This window comes from Amycolatopsis sp. NPDC004747, assembly GCF_053601335.1.
On sequence record NZ_JBSGBQ010000027.1, the window covers coordinates 25,244 to 43,824 of the forward strand.

Sequence of the window (18,581 nt, forward strand, 5' to 3'; positions counted from 1 at the left end):
GCGGCATGAGTGTCAGGGAGAAGGTCGTGCGGGCGGCGGTGCGGCTGTTCGCCGAGAAGGGCTTCGAGGCGACGACGGTCCGCGAGATCGTCGAGGAAGCCGGCGTCACCAAGGGCGGGCTGTACCACTACTTCGAGTCCAAGGACGACCTGCTCTTCGAGATCTACGCGGCGATGCTGCGGATGCAGACGCGGCGGATGGTGACGATCGCCGAGTCGGACCTCCCGCTGCCGGAGCGCCTGCACGCGATCATCGCCGACGTCGTGGTCACGAGCATCGCCGACCTCGACGCGGCGACGGTGTTCTTCCAGTCGTTCCCGCTGCTGGAGAAGTCCAAGCAGGTCCAGGTCCGCGCGGAGCGGCGGACCTACCACGAGCGGGTGCGCGACCTGGTCGCCGAGGGGCAGCGGTCCGGGGTCTTCCGCGCCGACGTGCCGGCCGACCTGGTGATCAACTACCACTTCGGCGCCATCCACCGGCTGGGGATGTGGTACCACGCCGACGGGGAGCTGTCGGGGGAGCAGGTGGGGAAGCACTTCGCGGACCTGATGCTGCGGAGCTTGCGTCCCTGACCCGTTTGACGCCGCGGCGGCCGTGGTACTGACCGGCAGCAACCGCTGTCCACACGGGAGGGTGCTCGTGCAGATCCAGGTCAACACCGACCACAACGTCCACGGCGGCGAACGGCTGGCCGCCCACGTGACCACCGGGCTGGAGGAGAGCCTGTCCCGCTTCGGCGGCTGGTTGACCCGGGTGGAGGTGCACCTCGGCGAAGACGGCGCCGGACCGGAAGACAAGAAGTGCGTGATCGAGGCCCGTCCCGGCGGCAAGCAGCCGGTGGCGGTCACCCACCACGCGGCCACTGTGGACGATGCGTACACCGGGGCGACGCACAAGCTGGTGCGGGCGCTGGAGACCCGGTACGACCGCGCCCACGACCACAAGGGCAGTGACAGCATCCGGCACATGCCCGCGCCGGAAGAACCGGGGATCGGCTAGTTCCGACACCTGTCGAGCCCCGAAGTGTCCAAGACCGGGCGGCCGGTCTTCCCGGCGGCCCGATAACCCCCCCGTTCCCGGGTTGCCGTCCGAACTCGCCGTCCTGCGGCCGCCGGCCGGGCTGCCGGCGGTGGCCGCAATGGTCAACGCGGCCACGTTCGGCGTCTTCACCTACCTGGCGGCGGCGGGCGTCGCTCCGGCACCGGTGGTGCTCGGCGCCTTCGGAGCGGGCTGCTTCGCCGGGATCACCGCGGCCGGGTTGGGTCGCGGTGGCGCCGGCCGCGCACGTCCCAGCGGTGCTCGTGACGCCGGCGTTCACCCAAGGGAGCGCTGTCCTTCGCCGTCGGGGGCAACGGCGGGCCCCGTGCTCACCGGGGCGGCGGCCAACCCGTTCTGGGGCGTCGCGGCGCAGGCGGGCGACCTACGCCCGCCTACGCCGGACGTAGTGGACGACCAGGAGGACGAGGGCGACCGTCGCGATCGAGCCTGCGGTGATCCGGATCGGGTCGGCCAGCCCGGTGAAGGAGCCGACCGCGTTGACCGCGGCGCTGACGAGCAGGACCGGCCAGAGGACGAGGGGGGTCGCGGTGCGGGTGGGTGCGGTGGTGTTTGTCATGACCGGAACACTACGAACCGGCGGCTTCGAGATCGATGCCGTGCGCACCCGGATGCGGGGTAGCGCCTGCGCTACCCCGCATCGCGGCCGAGGTAGGCCAGCACCGCCAGCACCCGGCGGTGGCCCGCGCCCTCGTCCGACGGCAGCCCGAGCTTCGCGAAGATGTTCCGGATGTGCTTCAGCACCGCCCCGTCGCTGACCACCAGCAGCTCCGCGATCGTGCTGTTGTTGTAGCCCTCGGCCATCAGCGCCAGCACTTCGCGCTCCCGGGCGGTCAGCGCGGCCAGCGGGTCGGCCGCCCGGCGGCGGGCCATCAGCTGGGCGATCACCTCGGGGTCCATCGCCGTGCCGCCCTTCGCGACCCGCTCGAGCGCGTCGAGGAACCGCTCGACCTTGCCGACGCGCTCCTTGAGCAGGTAACCCACCCCGCCGACACCGTCGGCGAGCAGCTCGACCGCGTAGCTCGTCTCCACGTGCGCCGAGAGCACCAGCACCGGCAGCGCCGGGTGGATCTCGCGGGCGCGGACCGCGGCGCGCAGGCCCTCGTCGCGGTGGGTCGGCGGCATGCGGACGTCCATCACCACCGCGTCCGGCCGGTCGCCCTCGACGAACGCCAGGAAGTCCTCGGCGTTGTCGACCGCCGCCGCCACCTCGATGCCCGCCGTCTTCAGCAGCAGGGCGAGGCCTTCGCGCAGCAACGCGTCGTCCTCGGCGATCACGACCCGCATGGCAGCTCCACTCGCAGCACGGTCGGCCCACCGGGTGGGCTGGTCAGGGTGAGGGTTCCGTCGAACGCTTCGGCGCGGCGGCGGATGCCGGCCAGCCCGCTGCCGTGGGACTCGTCGGCGCCGCCGCGGCCGTCGTCGCGGATCTCCAGGCGCAGCAGCGAATCCGTGCCGCCGAGCCGGATGTCCACCCGGGACGCGTCGGCGTGCTTGGTCACGTTGGCCAGCGCCTCGGCGACGACGAAGTACGCGGCGGCCTCGACCGCGGCCGGGCGGCCGCTCCCGTCTTCGACGTCGACGACGGCCGGCACCGGGCTGTGCTCGGCGAGCGCGCGCACCGCCCCGGCCAGCCCGCGCTCGCTCAGCAGCGGCGGGTGGATGCTGCGGACGACCGTGCGCAGCTCGGCCAGCGCGTCGGTCGCGGTGTCCTGGGCCTTGACCAGCAGGTCGCGGGCCGCGGCCGGGTCGCGCTCGTAGAGCTGGTCCGCGATGCCCAGCTGCAGCACGACCGCCGCGATCCGCGCCTGGGTGCCGTCGTGCAGGTCACGCTCGATGCGCCGCAGCTCGGCGCCGTGCGCCTCCAGGGCCGCCGCCCGGGTCGCGGTCAGCTCGGCGACGCGGTCCGCCAGCACGACGCCCGGGGCGGGCGCGAGCAGCTTCCGCGCGGTGCGGGCCTGCCACCGCGCGAGCCGCGGCAGCTGCAGGGCCCCCGCAACCATGGCGGCCGCCACGAGCAGGTCCAGCGCGGCCCGCGGCCACGAGTTCACCATGATGCCCAGCGAGCCTTCGAGCCCGCCCGGCACCGCGGGCCAGATGATCACCGTGACGAACTGCTGGACCGCGCCCAGCGGCAGCCCGATCGCGAGCGCGCCGAGGAACATCCCGGTCGCGGCGTGGATCGCGAGCCACGCGAGGTCGCGGCGGGTGGCCGGGTCCTTCAGCGGGGAGCCGTCCCGGTAGGGCTCGGGGATCGGCTCGCCGAGCCGGCGCGCGGCGCGACGGCGGTCGATCCCGACCGGCCGCCGAGCCAGCCGGACGGCCGGGGCCAGCGACGGGATCCCCACGCCGAACGGGCACAGCAGCAGCACGGCGAACAGCCCGGTGAGGGCGAGCATCGACAGCAGCGACGTGCCGGCGCCGACCACCAGGTAGCGAGCCGCCGACCAGCACTCGCGCAGGCGGGTCGTCACCGCGACAGTGTCCCACCCCACCGCCGGGGTAGTGCTGGCGCTACCCCGCATCCACCTCCGCACGGGATCGATCCGCCGCCTCCCCCGGCCTAGTTTTCCTTGGGAGAGAACGAAGGGGATCGCAAAATGAGCACAGCGTATGCGCTGGAACTGACCGGGGTGCGGAAGGTCTACGGCGCCGGCGACGGCGCGGTCACCGCGCTGGACGGGGTGACCGCGGAGGTGGCGCGGGGGACGTTCACCGCCGTGATGGGCCCGTCCGGCTCGGGCAAGAGCACGTTCCTGCACTGCGCGGCCGGCCTCGACCGGCCGACGTCGGGGCAGGTGCTGCTCGGCGGCACCGAGATCGGCCGGCTGAAGGAACGCGAACTGACGGAGCTGCGGCGCACCCGGATCGGGTTCGTCTTCCAGGCCTACAACCTGCTGCCGTCGCTGAACGTGCTGCAGAACATCACGCTGCCGCTGCGCCTGGCCGGCCGGAAGCCGGACCCGCAGTGGCTGCGGCAGATCGTCGAGGGCGTGGGGATCGCGAAGCGGCTGGAACACCGCCCGGCGGAGCTGTCCGGCGGGCAGCAGCAGCGCGTCGCGATCGCCCGTGCGCTCGTCACCCGGCCCGAGGTCGTGCTGGCCGACGAGCCGACCGGGGCCCTCGACACCCGCACCGGGCGGCAGGTGCTGGACCTGCTCCGCGCGATCGTCGAGCAGATGGGGCAGACCGTGCTGATGGTGACCCACGACCCGGTCGCGGCCTCGGCCGCGCACGGCGTCCTCTTCCTCGCCGACGGCAAGCTGGCCGGCCACCTCCCGCACCCCACCCCCGAGCGGGTGGCGGAGCGGATGACGCACCTCGGGGAGTGGTGAGCGTGCTGACCATCGCCTGGCAGACGATCCGGACCCGGCTCGGCGGGTTCGCCGGCGCCTTCATCGCCATCCTCTGCGGCACCGCACTCGTGGCGGCCTGCGGGATCCTCATGGAATCCGGCCTGCGGGCCGGCGTCCCCACCCAGCGCTACGCCGCCGCGGCCGTCGTCGTCGGCGGGGCGCAGACCGTGCGCCCACCCGGCGCCGACATCCTGTCGGCCGAGCAGGTCGGCGAGCAGCCGTCGGTCCCGGCGGCGCTGGCCGGGCGGATCGCCGCGGTCCCCGGCGTGCGCGCCGCGGTGGCCGAGCAGAGCTTCCCCGCGCAGGTCGTCACCCGTGACGGCCGGGTGCTCGCCGACCGGGAGTCGCTGGGGCACAACTGGGACGCGGCCGCGCTGGCGCCGTTCGCCCTGCGCGGCGGGGACGCGCCCAAGGCCGCCGACGAGGTCGTGCTGGACGCCGACCTGGCGCGCCGGGCCGACGTCGGCATCGGCGGCCAGGTCCGGATCACCACCCGGTCGGGGCCGGTCGTGTTCAAGGTCAGTGGGGTCGTCGACGGCGGTTCGCGCCAGTCGGCCCTGTTCTTCACCCCGGACCGGGCCGCGGAGCTGGCCGCGCGGCCCGGCCAGGTGCACGCGATCGGTGTCCTCGCCGAACCGGGTGTCACGCCGGAGACCCTCGCCGAGCGGGTGCGGTCCGTCGCCGGCGACGCCGAGGTGGCCACCGGCGTCGAGCGCAGCAGCATCGAGTTCCTCGACGTCAGCCAGACGCGGACGCTGCTGCTGGCCATCGCCGGCTCGTTCGGCGGGTTCGCGCTGCTGGTCGCGGTGTTCGTGGTGGCGAGCACGCTGGCCCTGACCATCAACCAGCGCCGCCGGGAGTTCGCGCTGCTGCGCGCGGTCGCGGCGACCCCGCGGCAGATCCGCAAGCTCATCGGCACCGAGACGACGCTGATCGCGCTCGCCGCCGGGGTGCTGGGCAGCGGGCTGGGGCTGGCGGTCGCCGGTGGGCTGCGGGACGCGTTCGCCGCGATCGGCGTGGTCCCGGCCGACTTCGAGCTGGCGATCGGCCCGCTGCCGCTGCTGGCCGCGCTCCTGCTCGGGCTGGGGGCGGCCCGGCTGGCGGCCTGGGCGGCGTCGCGGCGGCCGTCGTCGATCCGGCCCGTCGAGGCGCTGGGCGAGGCCGCGGTGGAACGCCGCGAGCTCGGCCGGGGCCGCGTGCTCACCGGCTGGGGCCTGGTGCTGGCCGGGGCCGGCGGCGCGCTCGTCCCGCTGTTCCTGCGCGGCGACATCGCCGCCGCGATCTCGACGATGGCCACCCTCGTCGTCGTCATCGGCCTGGCCGTGGTCGGGCCGCAGGTCACCGGCCTGGTGGTGCGGTTCCTGGCCCCGGTGCTGACGCGGCTCTGGCGCATCAGCGGGTACCTCGCGGGCGCCAACGCCCACGCCAACGCCCGGCGCGTGGCAGCCGCGGTGACCCCGCTCATGCTGGCGGTGGCGTTCGCGCTCGCCACGTTCTACGGGCCGACCGCGATGACCGCGGCCGCCCAGCAGGAATCGGCGCGGTCGACGACCGCCGACTACGTGCTGAGCGCCCCGGGCGGCGTCCCGCCGGAGGTGGCGGAGGCAGCCGGCCGGGTGCCCGGCGTCGCGGCGGCGACGCCGGTGGTGCGCACGTCCGTGATCACCGCGACGCCGGTGGGCGACAGCGTGGAAGTCCGGCGGACGCCCGCACAGGGCCTGGCGGGGGACCGCGCCGGGGCGGTCCTCGAGCTGGGCGTCGACTCCGGGAAGCTCGCCGACCTGACCGGGGACACCGTCGCGCTGAGCCGCTCGGAAGCGGACTGGCTGGAGAAGAAGCTCGGCGACGAAGTGGAGTTCTACTTCGGTGACGGCGTCCCGGCCAAGCTGCGGCTGGTCGCCACGTACACGCACGACCTGGCCTTCGGCGACTTCGTGCTGCCGGTCGCGCTGGCCCGCGAGCACATCGGCGGCCGCATGGACGACTCGGTGCTGGTCCGGCGGCAGCCCGGCGCCGACGCGGGCGCGGTGGCTTCGGCGCTGAGCGCGGTGCCATACCCCGGTCTGGTGGTGGCCCCGGCGTCGGTCCTCACCGCCCCGGAAGGCGGTGAACGGCAGGCGCAGTTCTACCTGAACCTGGTCGCGGCCGGCGTCATCGTCGGTTACCTGGCGATTTCGGTGGCCAACACGCTGGTGCTGACGACCGCCCAGCGCGGCCGCGAGTTCGCGCTGCTGCGGCTGGTGGGCACGACCCGCCGCCAGGTCACCCGGATGATGCGGCTCGAAGCACTGACCACGGTCGGGATCGCGGTCGCGCTGGGGACACTGGTGGCCCTGATCCCGCTGGCCCTGCTCAACTTCGGGCTGCGGGGCACGCCGGTCCCGGCCGGCGCGCCGTCCGTCTACTTCGGAATCATCGCCGGCGCGGCCGCGCTCGGGATGGTGGCGATCGGGGTGGCGACGTCGGTGGCGCTGCGGGCCCGGCCGATCGACGCGATCGGCGTCCGCGAGTGAGGGGACGGCGGGGTGAGCCGGGCCCGGCTCACCCCGCCGGTGCGTCAGCAGGCCGTGTGGGTGTCCACCCCTTCGAAGGACGTGACCAGGTACTGGGTCGTCTGGCCGATCAGCACCGCGGTGTCCGCGGGGACGCACTTCTCGCCCTGCTTGGTGCGGACGCCGCCGCCATAGGCCAGCCCCCACACCTCGATCTTCGTGGTGGCGGATCCGCAGTTGCCCCAATAGTAGTCTCGGGCGTACGGGCCGGACGGGTTCGGCGTCGAGTAGTTGCCGCAGGTGACCGATTCCGCCGGCTCCGCCGCGGACGCGGTGCCCGCCGCCAGAGGCAGGGCCGTCGCGGCGATCCCGAGCGCGACCACCGCCGCAATGCGTTTCATGTGAACCCCCGGTTGGTGGGAAAAACGATGTGGGCGCCCACGCTAGCGTTTTCCGGGATAAGCAAATCCCCTCAATTCCCAGGGGTTGACGGAAGTTCCGCGCCGCGGGAGCATCGAAACTTTCCGAAAGTTATTGCCCGACCAGCGGGACCACTCGCATGCTTTTGCCATCCTGGCTTGCCTGCCAGCCTCGACGAGGAGGAAGCATGCTCACCAAGAAACGCGGCCGCAGCAGGGCGTTCGCCGGCGGCGCCGTCCTTGCGCTGATCGCCGCATTCCTGCCCGGAACCGCCTGGGCCGACACGGTCATCACGTCCAACCGGACGGGCACCGACAACGGGTACTACTACTCGTTCTGGACCGCCGGTGGCGGCTCGGTCTCCATGACGCTCTCCTCCGGTGGCAACTACCGGACCAACTGGAGCAACGTCAACAACTTCGTCGCCGGAAAGGGCTGGAGCAACGGCAGCCGGCGGACGGTGAACTACTCCGGCAGCTTCAACCCCTCCGGCAACAGCTACCTGGCGCTCTACGGCTGGACGTCCAACCCGCTCGTCGAGTACTACATCGTCGACAACTGGGGCAGCTGGCGCCCGACCGGGACGTACAAGGGCACCGTGACCAGCGACGGCGGCACGTACGACATCTACCAGACGACCCGGTACAACGCGCCGTCCGTCGAAGGCAACAAGACGTTCAACCAGTACTGGAGCGTCCGCCAGCAGCGCCGCACCGGCGGCAGCATCACCACCGGCAACCACTTCGACGCCTGGGGCCGGGCCAACATGCGGCTGGGCAGCTTCAACTACTACATGATCCTGGCGACGGAGGGCTACCAGAGCAGCGGCAACTCCAACATCACGGTGGGCTGACCATGCGCGCTTGGAGCACTCTCCTGGCCACGGCGGCCATCGCCGTGGCGGGCACCATCGCCGTCACGCCGGCGGCCGGCGCGGCCGCGTGCACCGGGTACGTCGGCCTGACCTTCGACGACGGGCCGTCGAACGCCCACACCCCCGCCATCCTGAACGCGTTGCAGCAGAACGGGTTGCGGGCCACGATGTTCAACGAGGGCCAGTACGCGGCCGCGTACCCGGCGCAGGTCCGCGCGCAGACGAGCGCGGGCATGTGGGTGGGCAACCACAGTTACACCCACCCGCACCTCACCCAGCAGAGCCAGGCCCAGGTGGATTCCGAGATTTCCCGGACCCAGCAGGCGATTTCGGCCGCGGGCGGCGGCACGCCACGGCTGTTCCGCCCGCCGTACGGGGAAACCAACGCGACGGTCCAGTCGGTGGCGGCCAAGTACGGCCTCCGCCAGATCATCTGGGACGTCGACTCGGGAGACTGGAACAACGCGAGCGTCAGCGCGATCGTCGCGGCCAACGCCCGGCTCACGAACGGCCAGGTCATCCTGATGCACGAATGGCCGGCCAACACCCTCTCCGCCATCCCGCAGATCGCCCGGACGCTGGCGAGCCGCGGGCTGTGCGCGGGGATGATCTCGCCGCAGACGGGGCGGGCGGTCGCCCCGGGCTGAGGCGGGTGGTGGGTGGCGCGGCGCATGCACCCGCCGCGCCACCCTCCGTTCCTCCACAGTGGATTCTCCGGCCGCCGGGCGGTGGTAGCCTCCCTCCCGGTGCCGGGAGGGGGATCATGGTGCAGCCGCGGGTGATCAGGGTGGTCGTGGTCGACGACCAGCAGGCGGTGCGCGAAGGCCTGGTGGCGCTCATGGGCCTGCTCGACGACGTCGAGGTGGCCGGTTCGGCGGCCGACGGTGCCGAAGCGCTCGCCCTGCTGCGGCGGCTCGACCGGGTCGACGCGGTGCTGATGGACCTCACCATGCCCGTCATGACCGGGGTCGAAGCGACCGAGCGGATCGTCCGCGACCACCCCGGCGTCGCCGTCCTGGTGCTGACGACCTACGCCGACGACGGATCGATCGCCGGCGCCCTGGCCGCCGGGGCGCGCGGGTACCTGACGAAGGACGCCGGCCGCGGCGAGATCGGGGCCGCGCTGCGGGCCGTGGTCGCGGGGCACCTGACCTTCGGGGCCGGGGTGTCCGGCCGGGTGGCGTCCGCGCTGTCCGGCCGCGGCGGCGAAAAGGACCGGCTGCCGGACGGCCTGACCGCGCGCGAGGCCGAGGTGCTCGGCCTGATCGCCGCCGGGCTGAGCAACGGCGAGATCGCGGCCGAGCTCGTCATCGCCGAGGCGACGGTGAAGACGCACATCAACAACGCGTTCGCGAAGATCGGCGTGCGCAACCGGATCGAGGCGCTGCGTTACGCCGTGCAGCACGGTCTGGGCCGCGGTCTCACCCGCTAGTGCCGGGGCGCCGTCACCGCCCCAGTTTCTTCAGCACGATCAACGCCACCCCGAGCAGCAGGACGAGCAGCAGTATTCCGCCGCCGATCACGGCGAAGCGGAGGAGCATGAAACCGAGTACTTCGTTCACGGCTTTCCTTTCCGGGGTGGTTCCGACGGAAAGGAAGCTAGTGCGGTGCCGGGGTGGAGCGGGACCACCCGGAGGTGGAGACCCGGGTGGATCACTCGGCGACGCGGGTGCGGCCGCACCAGGTGAACACCGGGACCTGGTCGCCGCTGCTGGTCGTGGTGAACTCGCCGGCGTGGGAGAAGTGCTCGTAGCCGGCGCCGAAGCTGACCTTCGCGACTTCGCCGATGCTCCCGACCGTCCATTCGCGGTGCCGTTCGATCAGCTCGGCGGGGCCGCCGGAAAGCGTCACCTTGATGTTCGTCATGATTTCGTCTCCGTGGGGTTCGTCGAGACGGGGAATGTGGCCTTCGTCTCTCGACGATGCCTGAATGCGGAATGCTGTGTCAAGATTTCGGCCTCCTATTCGAAATGCTTTGGAATAGGGGTTGACGGCTATTTCTTCAGGGGTGGTGGCGCCGGCGCGGCAAGGGGCCGGGCAACTCGGACATTTCACCGCCTCGGCGACGGCCGGTCGGACGCCGTTCCCGCAGCGTTCACTCCGGTCGCCCGCCCCGGTCACTTGCGGTGCCTAAGTCTCTCCGCGTGGACGCACCCGATGCACGGGTGGCAGCTGCCGTATCCGGGGGAGGACCGGGTGTACGCGCCGGAGCAGGTCCCGGTCCGGCGGGGTGGCTGGATGCGGAGGGGTTCCGGGGAGGGTGGGCGACCGGCCGGGTCCGGTGACGGCCCGCTGACGGGTGATGGGCCGGTCGGGCGGGCTGAGCCGGGCCGAGCCAGGAAGGCCGAGCGGGCCCGGGCGTGCGATGGTTGAGCGGGGCGGGTGTGCGGGGGTTGAGCTGTGCCGGGCCTCAGCGGGCCGGTCTCAAGTGCTCCGGGCGCCAGTGCCGTCCCCGTCGCGGCGTTCGCCAGTGCCGTCCCCGCCACGGGCGCACCGGTCCCCGGGCCGCGATGAAAGCCGGCTGGTGCGCTGCGAAACCCGCCGCCGTGAGGCTCATCAGGACCGGGTAGCGGACCTCTCCGCGTCGCAGCTCCGTGTCGCGCGGGCGGCCCTCCTCGCGGAAGCCCAGCTCTCCGTGCAGCGCCAACGAGGCGAAGTTGCTGCCGTTGATGCTGACCTCGCACTTGCGGTACCGCTGCAGCTCGAACATGTACGCCAGCAGGACCGTCACCGCGTCGGCCGCGTAGCCGCAGCGGCGGTACTGGGGCCCGATCCCGATGCCGTAGCTGAAGTGGCCGCTGGCCGGGTCGGCCTGGAGCCAGATCGAGCCGACCAGCGTCCGGTTGTGCAGGGTCTCGATCGCGAAGTGGAAGTCCTCGCCCGAATCGGCCGTGCCGCGGTGGGTCGCCCAGTGGCGGTAGCCGCCGAGCTGGTGGCCGGAGTCGCGGTCGAACCCGATCAGGGTGCGGTGATCCGCCGGGCGGACCTCCCGCAACCGCACCTTCCACCCCGCCCAGCTCATCGGCAGTGATGGTACAGCCCCGCGAGGTAACGGCCACGCCGTCGGGCGCGAAGGACAGGACACGATGAACCTGATGCCGCTGCCGGATCGGGCCGGCTCCGACGCGTTCGGACGCTGCCTGGTGGAGCTGCTCGAGCTGTGCCGCACGCACCTCCCCGCCCGCACGGCCGAAGCCCCCGCCCGCGAAGAACAACAGCGCGGCGTCCTGCGCGAAGCGCTGGGCTACCTGCGCCGCGACTACCCGGACCTGCCGGAGCCGTTCTTCGGCCCCCTCGTGCGCGCGGCGGTCCTCGACCGGGATCCGAGCTGCAACCGGCAGTTCGTCGATCCGCTCGTGGCCGCCTTCGGCGCCCGCCGGACGCAGGAGACCCTGCTCGAAATCCTCACCACCGGCACGAACCCGGAACGCGCCGGAGCGGCCCGCGCCTGGTACTGGGCCGCGCTCGAGCCGATCGACGACCTCCAGGACCGCTGGAACCGCGCCGCGCTGCGCGAGTTCGTGGCCAACGAAGACCTCGACGTCCGCCGCTGCCTCCTGCCCGAGCTCACGCTCGACCCGGCCGACTTCCCCGCCGAGCTGCACCCGCTGGTCGCCGAGGCCGTGCGCCTCGCGCGCACCCACTCCGACGACTACCTGCGGCACCGCGTCGAACTCCAGGTGGCCGCCCCCGGGAACTGAGTGTCACAGGCTTCGCCCCGCCGGTGTCTTGAGGTCGATCCACCCGGGATCCACCCGACGACACGAGTGAGGGACACCATGGACATGCGCATCGACCTGTTCGGCACCGAAACCGGCTCCCGGCTGGGCAAGCGGTTCGCGAACCTCGGGCTCGTCATCGACTCCTCGCCGCTGCCGAAGCGCACCCGCGAACTGGTCAACCTGCGCGTCAGCCAGATCAACGGGTGCGGCTGGTGCCTCGACATGCACGCCAAGGAGGCCGCCGCGGCCGGGGAATCGGCCGTCCGGCTCGCGCTCGTCGCCGCCTGGCGGGAGTCGACCGTGTTCACCGAAGCCGAACGGGCCGCGCTCGCGCTGGCCGAGGAGGGCACCCGCCTTGCCGACGCCGCCGAAGGCGTCTCCGACGAGACCTGGGCCCGGGTGCGCGAGCACTACGACGACGAGCAGGTCGCCACGCTGGTCGCGCTGGTCGCCCTGATCAACGCCGCCAACCGGCTCGCCGTGATCGTGCACCAGAAGGGCGGCTCCTACGAGCCCGGGATGTTCGCCGCCCTCGCCGAACAGCGCTGAGCGGGGAGCAGCGCGGCGAGGACGGTGCCGAGCACGACCACCGGGGTGATCGCGAGGAAGGCGCCCCCGATGTTCCCGGCGACGTCCTCGCCGAGCAGGCTCCCGAAGACGGCGACCCCGAACGCGGCGCCGATCGACCGGGCGAAGGTGACCACCGCGCTCGCGGCGCCGATGTCGGCGGACGGCACCGCGTTCTGCGCCGCGGTCAGCGCCACCATCGGGACCATGCCGATCCCCACCCCGGTGACGGCGAAGTACGCGATCAGCGCGAGCTGCGTCGTGCCCGGCGCCAGGGTGCTCAGCAGGAGCAGCCCGGCGACGTTCACCGCCATCCCGGTCACCAGAACGGCGCGCAGGCGACCCGGCGATGCCACCCAGCGCCCGGCGAGCGACTGGCTGACGACCAGCCCGAGCACCAGCGGCAGCAGGTGCACCCCGGACAGCGTCGCCGAGACGCCGTCGGCGACCTGCAGGTACGTCGGCAGGTAGACCAGGACGCTGAACATCGCCACGTTCGCGAGGAACCCGACGGCCGCGGCGACGACGACCGTGCGCGAGGCGAACATCGCCGGCGGCAGCACCGGCGCGGTGGCGCGGCGTTCGACCGGGATCACCAGTCCGATGAGGACGGTCGCGCCGGCCGCGAGGGCCAGCGTGCCCGGTGACGTCCAGCCCCACCGCGGTCCGAAGGACGTGATCAGCACCAGCGCGGTGGCCGCGCCGGCCAGCAGCAGCGCGCCGGCGTAGTCGATGCGGGCCGCGGGCCTGCGGGCCGTGGCGGGCAGGGCCCGCGCCGCGAGCACCACGGCCACCAGCCCGACCGGGACGTTGACTCCGAACGCCCACCGCCACGACAGGTGGTCGGTGAACAGGCCGCCGAGCAGCGGCCCGGCGATGCTGGCGACGCCGTAGACCGAGCCGAACCGGCCCTGGAGGCGCCCGCGGTCCTCGGCCGCGGCGATGTCGCCGACCAGCGCGAACGTCAGGACGATCATCCCGCCGCCGGCCAGGCCCTGCAGCGCGCGGGCGGCGATCAGCTGGGGCAGGTCCTGCGCCAGCCCGCACAGCGCGGACGCGACCAGGAACGCCGTGGTGGCCACGAGGTAGAGGCGCTTGCGCCCCAGCAGGTCGCCGAGCTTGCCCCACAGCGGCGTGGCGGCCGTCGAGGCGAGCAGGTAGGACGCGGTGATCCAGGCGATGTCCCGGAACCCGCCGAGGTCGCGGGCGATCCGGGGCAGCGCGGTGGCGACGATGGTCTGGTCCAGCGCGGCCAGCAGGACGGCGAGGACCAGCGCCGTCATGGCCGGCCGCACCGGGGTTCTGACGGGGGTGTCGAGTGTCATTTCGCGTCCGGAACGGTGATGGTCTTGTATTCGGTGTAGGTGCCGAGGCCGACGGCGCCGTACTCGCGGCCGAGGCCGCTGGCCTTGAACCCGCCGAACGGGCCGTCGAAGCCGATCGGCGCGCCGTTGACGGTGACCGTGCCGGTCCGCACGCGGCGGGCGACGGCGAGCGCGTGCGCCGGGTCGGCCGACCACACCCCGCCGGAAAGGCCGTATTCGGAGTCGTTGGCGATGCGGACGGCGTCGTCCTCGTCGTCGTAGGCGATGACGACCAGGACCGGGCCGAAGATCTCCTCCTGCGCGATGCGCATGGCGTTGTCGACGTCGGCGAACAGCGTCGGCGTGACGTAGTTGCCCGCTTCCAGTCCCGCCGGGACGTCCGGGCCGCCGGTGACGAGCCGCGCGCCCTCCTCGACGCCGAGCCGGACGTAGTCCAGGACGCGCTGCTGCTGGTCGCGGCGGATCATCGGGCCGATGAACGTGCGGTCGTCGGCCGGGTCGCCGACGCCGAGTGATTCGACCAGCTCCTTGAGTCCGGCGACGACCTCTTCGTAGCGGCTGCGCGGCGCGAGGATGCGCGTCTGCGCGATGCACGATTCGGCGTTGTTGAGCAGGGAACCGAACTTCACGCCCTGGATCGCGGCGCCGAGGTCGGCGTCCGGCAGGATGATCATGGCCGACTTGCCGCCGAGTTCGAGGCTGACCCGCTTGAGCTGTTCCCCGGCCAGCGACGCGATGCGGCGCCCGGCGCGGGTGGACCCGGTGAACGCGATCTTGTCGACGCCCGGGTGCTTGACCAGGTATTCGCTGGTCTCGCGGTCGGCGGGCAGGACGCTGATGACGCCTTCGGGCAGGCCGGCCTCGGTGAGCAGGTCCGCCAGGAGGTTCATGCTCAGCGAGTTCTCCGGCGACACCTTGAGGACGACGGTGTTGCCGGCGAGCAGCGCCGGGATGATCTTGGCGGTCGCCGAGGAGAACGGCGAGTTCCACGGGATGATCGCGGCGACCACGCCGATCGCCTCCCGGCGCACGACCGACCGGAACGGCGCGGCCGGGTCCGACGGCGCCAGGGTCTCTTCCCAGCCGAATTCTTCGGCCGCTTTCAGGTAGGCGTTGGCCTGGCGGGTGAGGCCGGGCTGGCCGGCCTTGGTGAACCAGAGCGCGGAGCCGTTCTCCGCGGAGATGAGGGCCGCGATCTCGTCGGCGCGCTTCTCGCGCAGGGCGGCCAGCCTGCGGACGACGGCGATCCGTTCCGCGGGCGAGGTGTGCGGCCACGGGCCTTCGTCGAAGGCGGCCCGGGCGGCCGCGACGGCCCGGTCGACGTCGGCGGGCAGCGCCTGCGCGGCGCGGCCGAGCACGGAGTTGTCGTGCGGGGACCGGATGTCCAGCAGCTCGGTGCTGCTCGGAGCGGTCCATGCACCGCCGATGAAGAGTTCCTCGTAGGTGATCACTGCTGCCTCCTCGATGGACTATCTGCCACATCAACGTAGCACTTATTGGCAGCAAGGCGCGCATCTGTGAGTCACTGCACAGGGGCGTTACTTCGTTGGAGTGTCTCAGCGATGTGGCGGTATGGTGGGGGAGTGAGAGCCGACGCCGCACGCAACCTCGAACTGCTGCTGACCACGGGCGCCCGCATGCTCGCCGAGGACCCGGCCGCGAGCATCGCGGCGATCGCGGCGGAGGCCGGGGTGGACCGCCGGACGGTGTACCGCCGGTTCACCGGCCGCGAGGAGCTCCTGGCGGCGGTCTACCAGGCCCGCCTGGCCGCGATCGAAGCGGCGATCGAGGCGGCCCGGCTGCGGGAGGCACCGGTGCCGGTGGCCCTGCACCGGTACGTCGAGGGGATCGTCGGGGTCAACCGCACCTGGCCGACCGAGGTGAGCCGGATGCGCTCGGACCCGGAGATCTGGGCCCGCCGCCTGCGCGCGGTCGAGGAGGTGGACCGGTTCCTCGAGCGGGCCACCGACGAGGGTTTCCTGCGGCCGGGCCTGCCGCCGCGCTGGCCGGGCAACGTGCTGGGGTCCCTGGTCCACCTGTCCACCAGGGAACTGCCCGAGCTGAGTGACGCGCAGGCCGCCGACGTCATCGTCGACACGTTCCTGCGCGCGTTCGGCAAAGACAGCACCGGCTAGGAACGCCCGGCCGGAGTGCGCTTCGCGGACCCGGAAGGTCGGCTCACACACCTGGCGGGTCGGCCACCGGCCAGTGCAAGACGACCCGCCAGGCACGCAAACCGACTCTCCGGGTATGCGGGCCGACCGCTCAGGTGCGCAAACCCGACTCTTCGGGTACGCGGGCCGACCTTTCGGGTACGCCGGCCGGCCCTTCGGGTGTGCGGGCTGGGTGGCTCAGCCGGCGGCGACGATGCGCCAGCGCTGGTTGGCGCTGCCGCTGTCGGCGTACTGGCCGAGGTCGGCGCCGCTGCCGGTGCGGCCCATGCCGTCGAGGTAGAGCCCGGTGCTGCCGTTGCGGATGCGGACGTTGTTCGCGTCGGTCACCACCGACCACTGCTGGTTGGCGCTGCTGCCGCCGGTGTACTGGGTCGCCGCGGCGCCGGAGGTGGTGCGGCCCGCGCCGTCGAGGTAGAGGCCGGTGGCGCGGTTCTTGACGCGCACGCGGTTGCCCGAGTTCTCGATCACCCACTGCTGGTCGTAGCGGCTCGGGTCGCCGCTCGCCTGGCCGGCGCTCGACCCGGCGGTGGTCCGGCCCATGCCGTCGATCGCGAGCCCGGTGGCGGCGTTGACGATCCGGACGTACGTGCCGCCGCCGGTGCCTTCGCCCCACGCGTACCGCAGCCGCGTCAGCCCGCTGGGGTTCGACAGCGACAGCTTGATGCCCGCACCGGTGCCGGCCTTCGTCGTCATGCTGTACCAGTCACCGTCGCGCAGACCCGGCCAGTACACGCTGCCGATGCCGAGGCTCCGCAGTTTCCCGCTGACGCCGCGGATGTAGTCGGCGAAGAACGAGCCGCTCGGGATGCTGTAGTCGAGGGTGTCGTAGTGCACGCCGTTCTTGCTGCCGGGCGACATCGGGCCGCCCCACTCGGTGACCACGGTCCGGTCCGCGTACGCGCCGATGTAGCCGCCGATGTGGTCGGCCCACTCGGGTTCGCTTTCGTAGCCGGCGAAGAACGAGTAGTCGTGGGCCGCCAGTAGCGTCCCGTCGAGCCGCCGGTCACCGCCGACCGCGGGCACGTTCTGGGCCAGGCCGGCGCCGTCGAGGATCACCCGGCCGCGCGGCACGCCGGGGTAGCGGGCCAGCCAGGCGGTGTAGAAGTTGTTCAGGTCGGCGGTACCGAGGCCGTACGGCTCGTTGACGACCTCGAAGTAGGCGTTCGGGTTGCCGCCGTACTTGGCGACGACGGTGTCCCACATCTGCTGGAACCGGCCGGTGTCCGGCGGCTTCCCGCCGGTGTAGGCCCAGTACGCCAGGATCACCTTGCCCTTGGCGAGCGCGGCGTCGATCGCCCCGGTGTAGGTGTTCCAGTAGCCGGCGACCGTCGGCTCGTTGATCGGCATCCGGACCGTGTTGGCCCCGGTGATCGAGTAGAGCTGGCCGACGACCTGGTCCGCGGTGACGGCGGCCGAGTCGTGGGTGTCGGAAGCCGTCAGGCCGGAGACGTACAGCACGCCGTTGACGAAGTTGTCCCGCGTGTCGGCCCAGTTGACGCCCTTGAACCCGGCGGTGGACGCCTGGGCCTGCGGCGGGACGGCGGCGAGCAGTCCCACGGCGAGCACGGACACGGCCAAGAACTCCAACGCCCGGGAAAGCGTCCTGCGGAGCATCGGTTTCATCGGTTCGTTCCTTCCGGATCCCTGCGCAGCGTCGAGACACTGGTAACACCTCGTCCGGGAAACCGGCCAGGGTTGCGAAGCGAAACGCTCAAAATCGGTCAGGAAAGAACATCGCCGGGCCGCGTCGAACGGAACGGCTCCCGTTCGACGCGGCCCGGAATGTGTCTAGCCGAAGTTCACGTCACTGCACCACATGTACGTCTGGTCCTGGTGCGAAGCCTGCCAGATCGTGAAGACGACGTGGTGGCCGCGGTAGCCGCCGGAGGTCTGGACGTTGAACGTGATGTCCTTGGCGGGGGCGTAGCGGCCGGTCTGCGTCACCTGGTCGAGGTTGCCCCAGCCGAGGCGCTGGGTGGTGGGGTCGTAGCCGTTCTTGCTGACGTAGACCCGGATGAAGTCGGCGCCGTGGCTGGCCTGGTCGTAGAGGTGCATCGAGAAGCTGGCGCCGAGGGTGGTGGTCCGCCACTGGCCGGGGGTGTTGAGGGAGTTGTTGCGCGACAAGCCGTTGCTGCACAGCTGGCCGTCGGGCGTGGCGCCCTGGAAGTTGCCGTGCAGGCCGTCCCGCAGGGCGCTCATCCAGTTCCACATGGTGTCGGCGTTGGCCTGGAACGCCGCCCAGCACATCGGATCCTGCTGCTGCATGGCCGGGTTCGTGTGCTGGCTGCCCCAGTCCTTCCAGCACTGGTAGGCCCGGGTGGCGGGACTGACGATGGTCCCGTGCGCCGAGGCGGCGGGCACCCCGACGAACAGGCAGGCCAGCCCGGCGACGACCAGGGCGACGAGCCCCCGCCGTCCGGTGCGGGACCCGGAAAAGATGCGCCTACGCATGGATGAGCCTCCATTCTCGGAAGAACGCGCGGTTCATATGGGAGCGCTCCCAGGGTGGCAGCAGCTTAGGCGCGATCCGGACAAACGTCAACCAATAACCGGAGCCGGACTGGGGTTATTCCCCGTCGGATCCGATTTCGAAAA

20 protein-coding genes are annotated in these 18,581 nt (G+C 72.2%); 10 read left to right on the top strand and 10 right to left on the bottom strand.

Features of this window, described 5'->3' with window-relative positions; all coding sequences use genetic code 11:
* Positions 1-5 precede the first annotated feature (5 nt).
* Together ACWEGE_RS34365 and ACWEGE_RS34370 are read left to right on the top strand one after the other, a co-directional pair.
* Positions 6-572 carry a TetR/AcrR family transcriptional regulator gene (locus tag ACWEGE_RS34365; RefSeq protein ID WP_449664637.1) on the top strand — a complete coding sequence of 189 codons (567 nt, stop codon included), beginning with the start codon at positions 6-8 and terminating at the stop codon, positions 570-572.
* A gap of 67 nt (positions 573-639) precedes the next feature.
* Positions 640-999: an HPF/RaiA family ribosome-associated protein gene (locus tag ACWEGE_RS34370; RefSeq protein ID WP_449664638.1), complete on the top strand. Its 360-nt coding sequence runs from the start codon at positions 640-642 to the stop codon at positions 997-999.
* Between the two features lie 421 nt (positions 1,000-1,420).
* On the opposite strand, the gene ACWEGE_RS34375 is transcribed toward ACWEGE_RS34370, so the two are convergent.
* From ACWEGE_RS34375 to ACWEGE_RS34385, 3 genes are all read right to left on the bottom strand, one after another.
* Positions 1,421-1,615 (bottom strand): hypothetical protein, encoded by a 195-nt coding sequence (locus ACWEGE_RS34375; RefSeq protein WP_449664639.1) that lies wholly within the window; start codon positions 1,613-1,615, stop codon positions 1,421-1,423.
* 71 nt (positions 1,616-1,686) lie between these two features.
* The gene (locus ACWEGE_RS34380; protein ID WP_449664640.1) at positions 1,687-2,343 is read right to left on the bottom strand and encodes a response regulator; all 657 of its coding nucleotides are present in this window, start codon (positions 2,341-2,343) and stop codon (positions 1,687-1,689) included.
* Entirely contained in the window at positions 2,331-3,530 is a 1,200-nt protein-coding gene (locus ACWEGE_RS34385) for a sensor histidine kinase (RefSeq protein ID WP_449664641.1), read from the bottom strand. Before ACWEGE_RS34385 ends, ACWEGE_RS34380 begins: the two co-directional genes overlap by 13 nt.
* A 126-nt stretch (positions 3,531-3,656) precedes the next feature.
* On the opposite strand from ACWEGE_RS34385, the gene ACWEGE_RS34390 reads away from it, so the two are divergent.
* Both ACWEGE_RS34390 and ACWEGE_RS34395 read left to right on the top strand, forming a co-directional pair.
* Entirely contained in the window at positions 3,657-4,391 is a 735-nt protein-coding gene (locus ACWEGE_RS34390) for an ABC transporter ATP-binding protein (RefSeq protein ID WP_449664642.1), read from the top strand.
* Positions 4,385-6,925 (top strand): ABC transporter permease, encoded by a 2,541-nt coding sequence (locus tag ACWEGE_RS34395; RefSeq protein WP_449664643.1) that lies wholly within the window; start codon positions 4,385-4,387, stop codon positions 6,923-6,925. The genes ACWEGE_RS34390 and ACWEGE_RS34395 overlap by 7 nt, the downstream gene beginning before the upstream one ends.
* A gap of 44 nt (positions 6,926-6,969) precedes the next feature.
* Here ACWEGE_RS34395 and ACWEGE_RS34400 read toward each other — a convergent pair whose 3' ends face one another.
* Complete coding sequence (locus tag ACWEGE_RS34400; protein ID WP_449664644.1) at positions 6,970-7,305, bottom strand: hypothetical protein; 336 nt, start codon at positions 7,303-7,305, stop codon at positions 6,970-6,972.
* Positions 7,306-7,511: 206 nt separating this feature from the next.
* On the opposite strand from ACWEGE_RS34400, the gene ACWEGE_RS34405 reads away from it, so the two are divergent.
* From ACWEGE_RS34405 to ACWEGE_RS34415, 3 genes are all read left to right on the top strand, one after another.
* Positions 7,512-8,177, top strand: coding sequence for a glycoside hydrolase family 11 protein (locus tag ACWEGE_RS34405; protein WP_449664645.1), 666 nt, complete (start codon positions 7,512-7,514; stop codon positions 8,175-8,177).
* A 2-nt stretch (positions 8,178-8,179) separates the two neighbouring features.
* Positions 8,180-8,845, top strand: coding sequence for a polysaccharide deacetylase family protein (locus tag ACWEGE_RS34410; RefSeq protein ID WP_449664646.1), 666 nt, complete (start codon positions 8,180-8,182; stop codon positions 8,843-8,845).
* 116 nt (positions 8,846-8,961) lie between these two features.
* Entirely contained in the window at positions 8,962-9,630 is a 669-nt protein-coding gene (locus ACWEGE_RS34415; protein ID WP_449664647.1) for a response regulator, read from the top strand.
* A 221-nt stretch (positions 9,631-9,851) separates the two neighbouring features.
* Here ACWEGE_RS34415 and ACWEGE_RS34420 read toward each other — a convergent pair whose 3' ends face one another.
* Both ACWEGE_RS34420 and ACWEGE_RS34425 read right to left on the bottom strand, forming a co-directional pair.
* Complete coding sequence (locus ACWEGE_RS34420; RefSeq protein ID WP_449664648.1) at positions 9,852-10,064, bottom strand: DUF5988 family protein; 213 nt, start codon at positions 10,062-10,064, stop codon at positions 9,852-9,854.
* Between the two features lie 544 nt (positions 10,065-10,608).
* Entirely contained in the window at positions 10,609-11,199 is a 591-nt protein-coding gene (locus ACWEGE_RS34425; RefSeq protein WP_449664724.1) for a GNAT family N-acetyltransferase, read from the bottom strand.
* Between the two features lie 85 nt (positions 11,200-11,284).
* Here ACWEGE_RS34425 and ACWEGE_RS34430 point away from each other — a divergent pair, with 85 nt between their 5' ends.
* Positions 11,285-11,899, top strand: coding sequence for a hypothetical protein (locus ACWEGE_RS34430; RefSeq protein ID WP_449664649.1), 615 nt, complete (start codon positions 11,285-11,287; stop codon positions 11,897-11,899).
* Positions 11,900-11,977: 78 nt separating this feature from the next.
* Positions 11,978-12,469 (top strand): carboxymuconolactone decarboxylase family protein, encoded by a 492-nt coding sequence (locus ACWEGE_RS34435; protein WP_449664650.1) that lies wholly within the window; start codon positions 11,978-11,980, stop codon positions 12,467-12,469.
* Here the strand turns inward: ACWEGE_RS34435 and ACWEGE_RS34440 are convergent.
* Positions 12,427-13,812, bottom strand: coding sequence for an MDR family MFS transporter (locus ACWEGE_RS34440; protein WP_449664651.1), 1,386 nt, complete (start codon positions 13,810-13,812; stop codon positions 12,427-12,429). The two genes, ACWEGE_RS34435 and ACWEGE_RS34440, sit on opposite strands and share 43 nt — an antisense overlap.
* Entirely contained in the window at positions 13,809-15,263 is a 1,455-nt protein-coding gene (locus ACWEGE_RS34445; protein ID WP_449664652.1) for an aldehyde dehydrogenase, read from the bottom strand. The genes ACWEGE_RS34440 and ACWEGE_RS34445 overlap by 4 nt, the downstream gene beginning before the upstream one ends.
* A gap of 132 nt (positions 15,264-15,395) precedes the next feature.
* Here ACWEGE_RS34445 and ACWEGE_RS34450 point away from each other — a divergent pair, with 132 nt between their 5' ends.
* On the top strand, positions 15,396-15,947 hold the full coding sequence (locus ACWEGE_RS34450; RefSeq protein WP_449664653.1) for a TetR/AcrR family transcriptional regulator: 552 nt from the start codon (positions 15,396-15,398) through the stop codon (positions 15,945-15,947).
* A 216-nt stretch (positions 15,948-16,163) separates the two neighbouring features.
* On the opposite strand, the gene ACWEGE_RS34455 is transcribed toward ACWEGE_RS34450, so the two are convergent.
* Both ACWEGE_RS34455 and ACWEGE_RS34460 read right to left on the bottom strand, forming a co-directional pair.
* On the bottom strand, positions 16,164-17,609 hold the full coding sequence (locus ACWEGE_RS34455; RefSeq protein ID WP_449664654.1) for an RICIN domain-containing protein: 1,446 nt from the start codon (positions 17,607-17,609) through the stop codon (positions 16,164-16,166).
* 165 nt (positions 17,610-17,774) lie between these two features.
* A complete protein-coding gene (locus ACWEGE_RS34460; protein WP_449664655.1) occupies positions 17,775-18,437 on the bottom strand; it encodes a lytic polysaccharide monooxygenase auxiliary activity family 9 protein in 663 nt (220 codons plus the stop codon).
* Between the last annotated feature and the right edge of the window lie 144 nt (positions 18,438-18,581).

Coding starts and splice junctions, on each gene's coding strand:
- ACWEGE_RS34365 (WP_449664637.1), top strand. CDS start 6: ATGAGTGTCAGGGAGAAGGTCGTGCGGGCGGCGGTGCGGCTGTTCGCC.
- ACWEGE_RS34375 (WP_449664639.1), bottom strand. CDS start 1,615: ATGACAAACACCACCGCACCCACCCGCACCGCGACCCCCCTCGTCCTC.
- ACWEGE_RS34380 (WP_449664640.1), bottom strand. CDS start 2,343: ATGCGGGTCGTGATCGCCGAGGACGACGCGTTGCTGCGCGAAGGCCTC.
- ACWEGE_RS34390 (WP_449664642.1), top strand. CDS start 3,657: ATGAGCACAGCGTATGCGCTGGAACTGACCGGGGTGCGGAAGGTCTAC.
- ACWEGE_RS34400 (WP_449664644.1), bottom strand. CDS start 7,305: ATGAAACGCATTGCGGCGGTGGTCGCGCTCGGGATCGCCGCGACGGCC.
- ACWEGE_RS34405 (WP_449664645.1), top strand. CDS start 7,512: ATGCTCACCAAGAAACGCGGCCGCAGCAGGGCGTTCGCCGGCGGCGCC.
- ACWEGE_RS34410 (WP_449664646.1), top strand. CDS start 8,180: ATGCGCGCTTGGAGCACTCTCCTGGCCACGGCGGCCATCGCCGTGGCG.
- ACWEGE_RS34415 (WP_449664647.1), top strand. CDS start 8,962: ATGGTGCAGCCGCGGGTGATCAGGGTGGTCGTGGTCGACGACCAGCAG.
- ACWEGE_RS34420 (WP_449664648.1), bottom strand. CDS start 10,064: ATGACGAACATCAAGGTGACGCTTTCCGGCGGCCCCGCCGAGCTGATC.
- ACWEGE_RS34430 (WP_449664649.1), top strand. CDS start 11,285: ATGAACCTGATGCCGCTGCCGGATCGGGCCGGCTCCGACGCGTTCGGA.
- ACWEGE_RS34435 (WP_449664650.1), top strand. CDS start 11,978: ATGGACATGCGCATCGACCTGTTCGGCACCGAAACCGGCTCCCGGCTG.
- ACWEGE_RS34440 (WP_449664651.1), bottom strand. CDS start 13,812: ATGACACTCGACACCCCCGTCAGAACCCCGGTGCGGCCGGCCATGACG.
- ACWEGE_RS34455 (WP_449664654.1), bottom strand. CDS start 17,609: ATGAAACCGATGCTCCGCAGGACGCTTTCCCGGGCGTTGGAGTTCTTG.
- ACWEGE_RS34460 (WP_449664655.1), bottom strand. CDS start 18,437: ATGCGTAGGCGCATCTTTTCCGGGTCCCGCACCGGACGGCGGGGGCTC.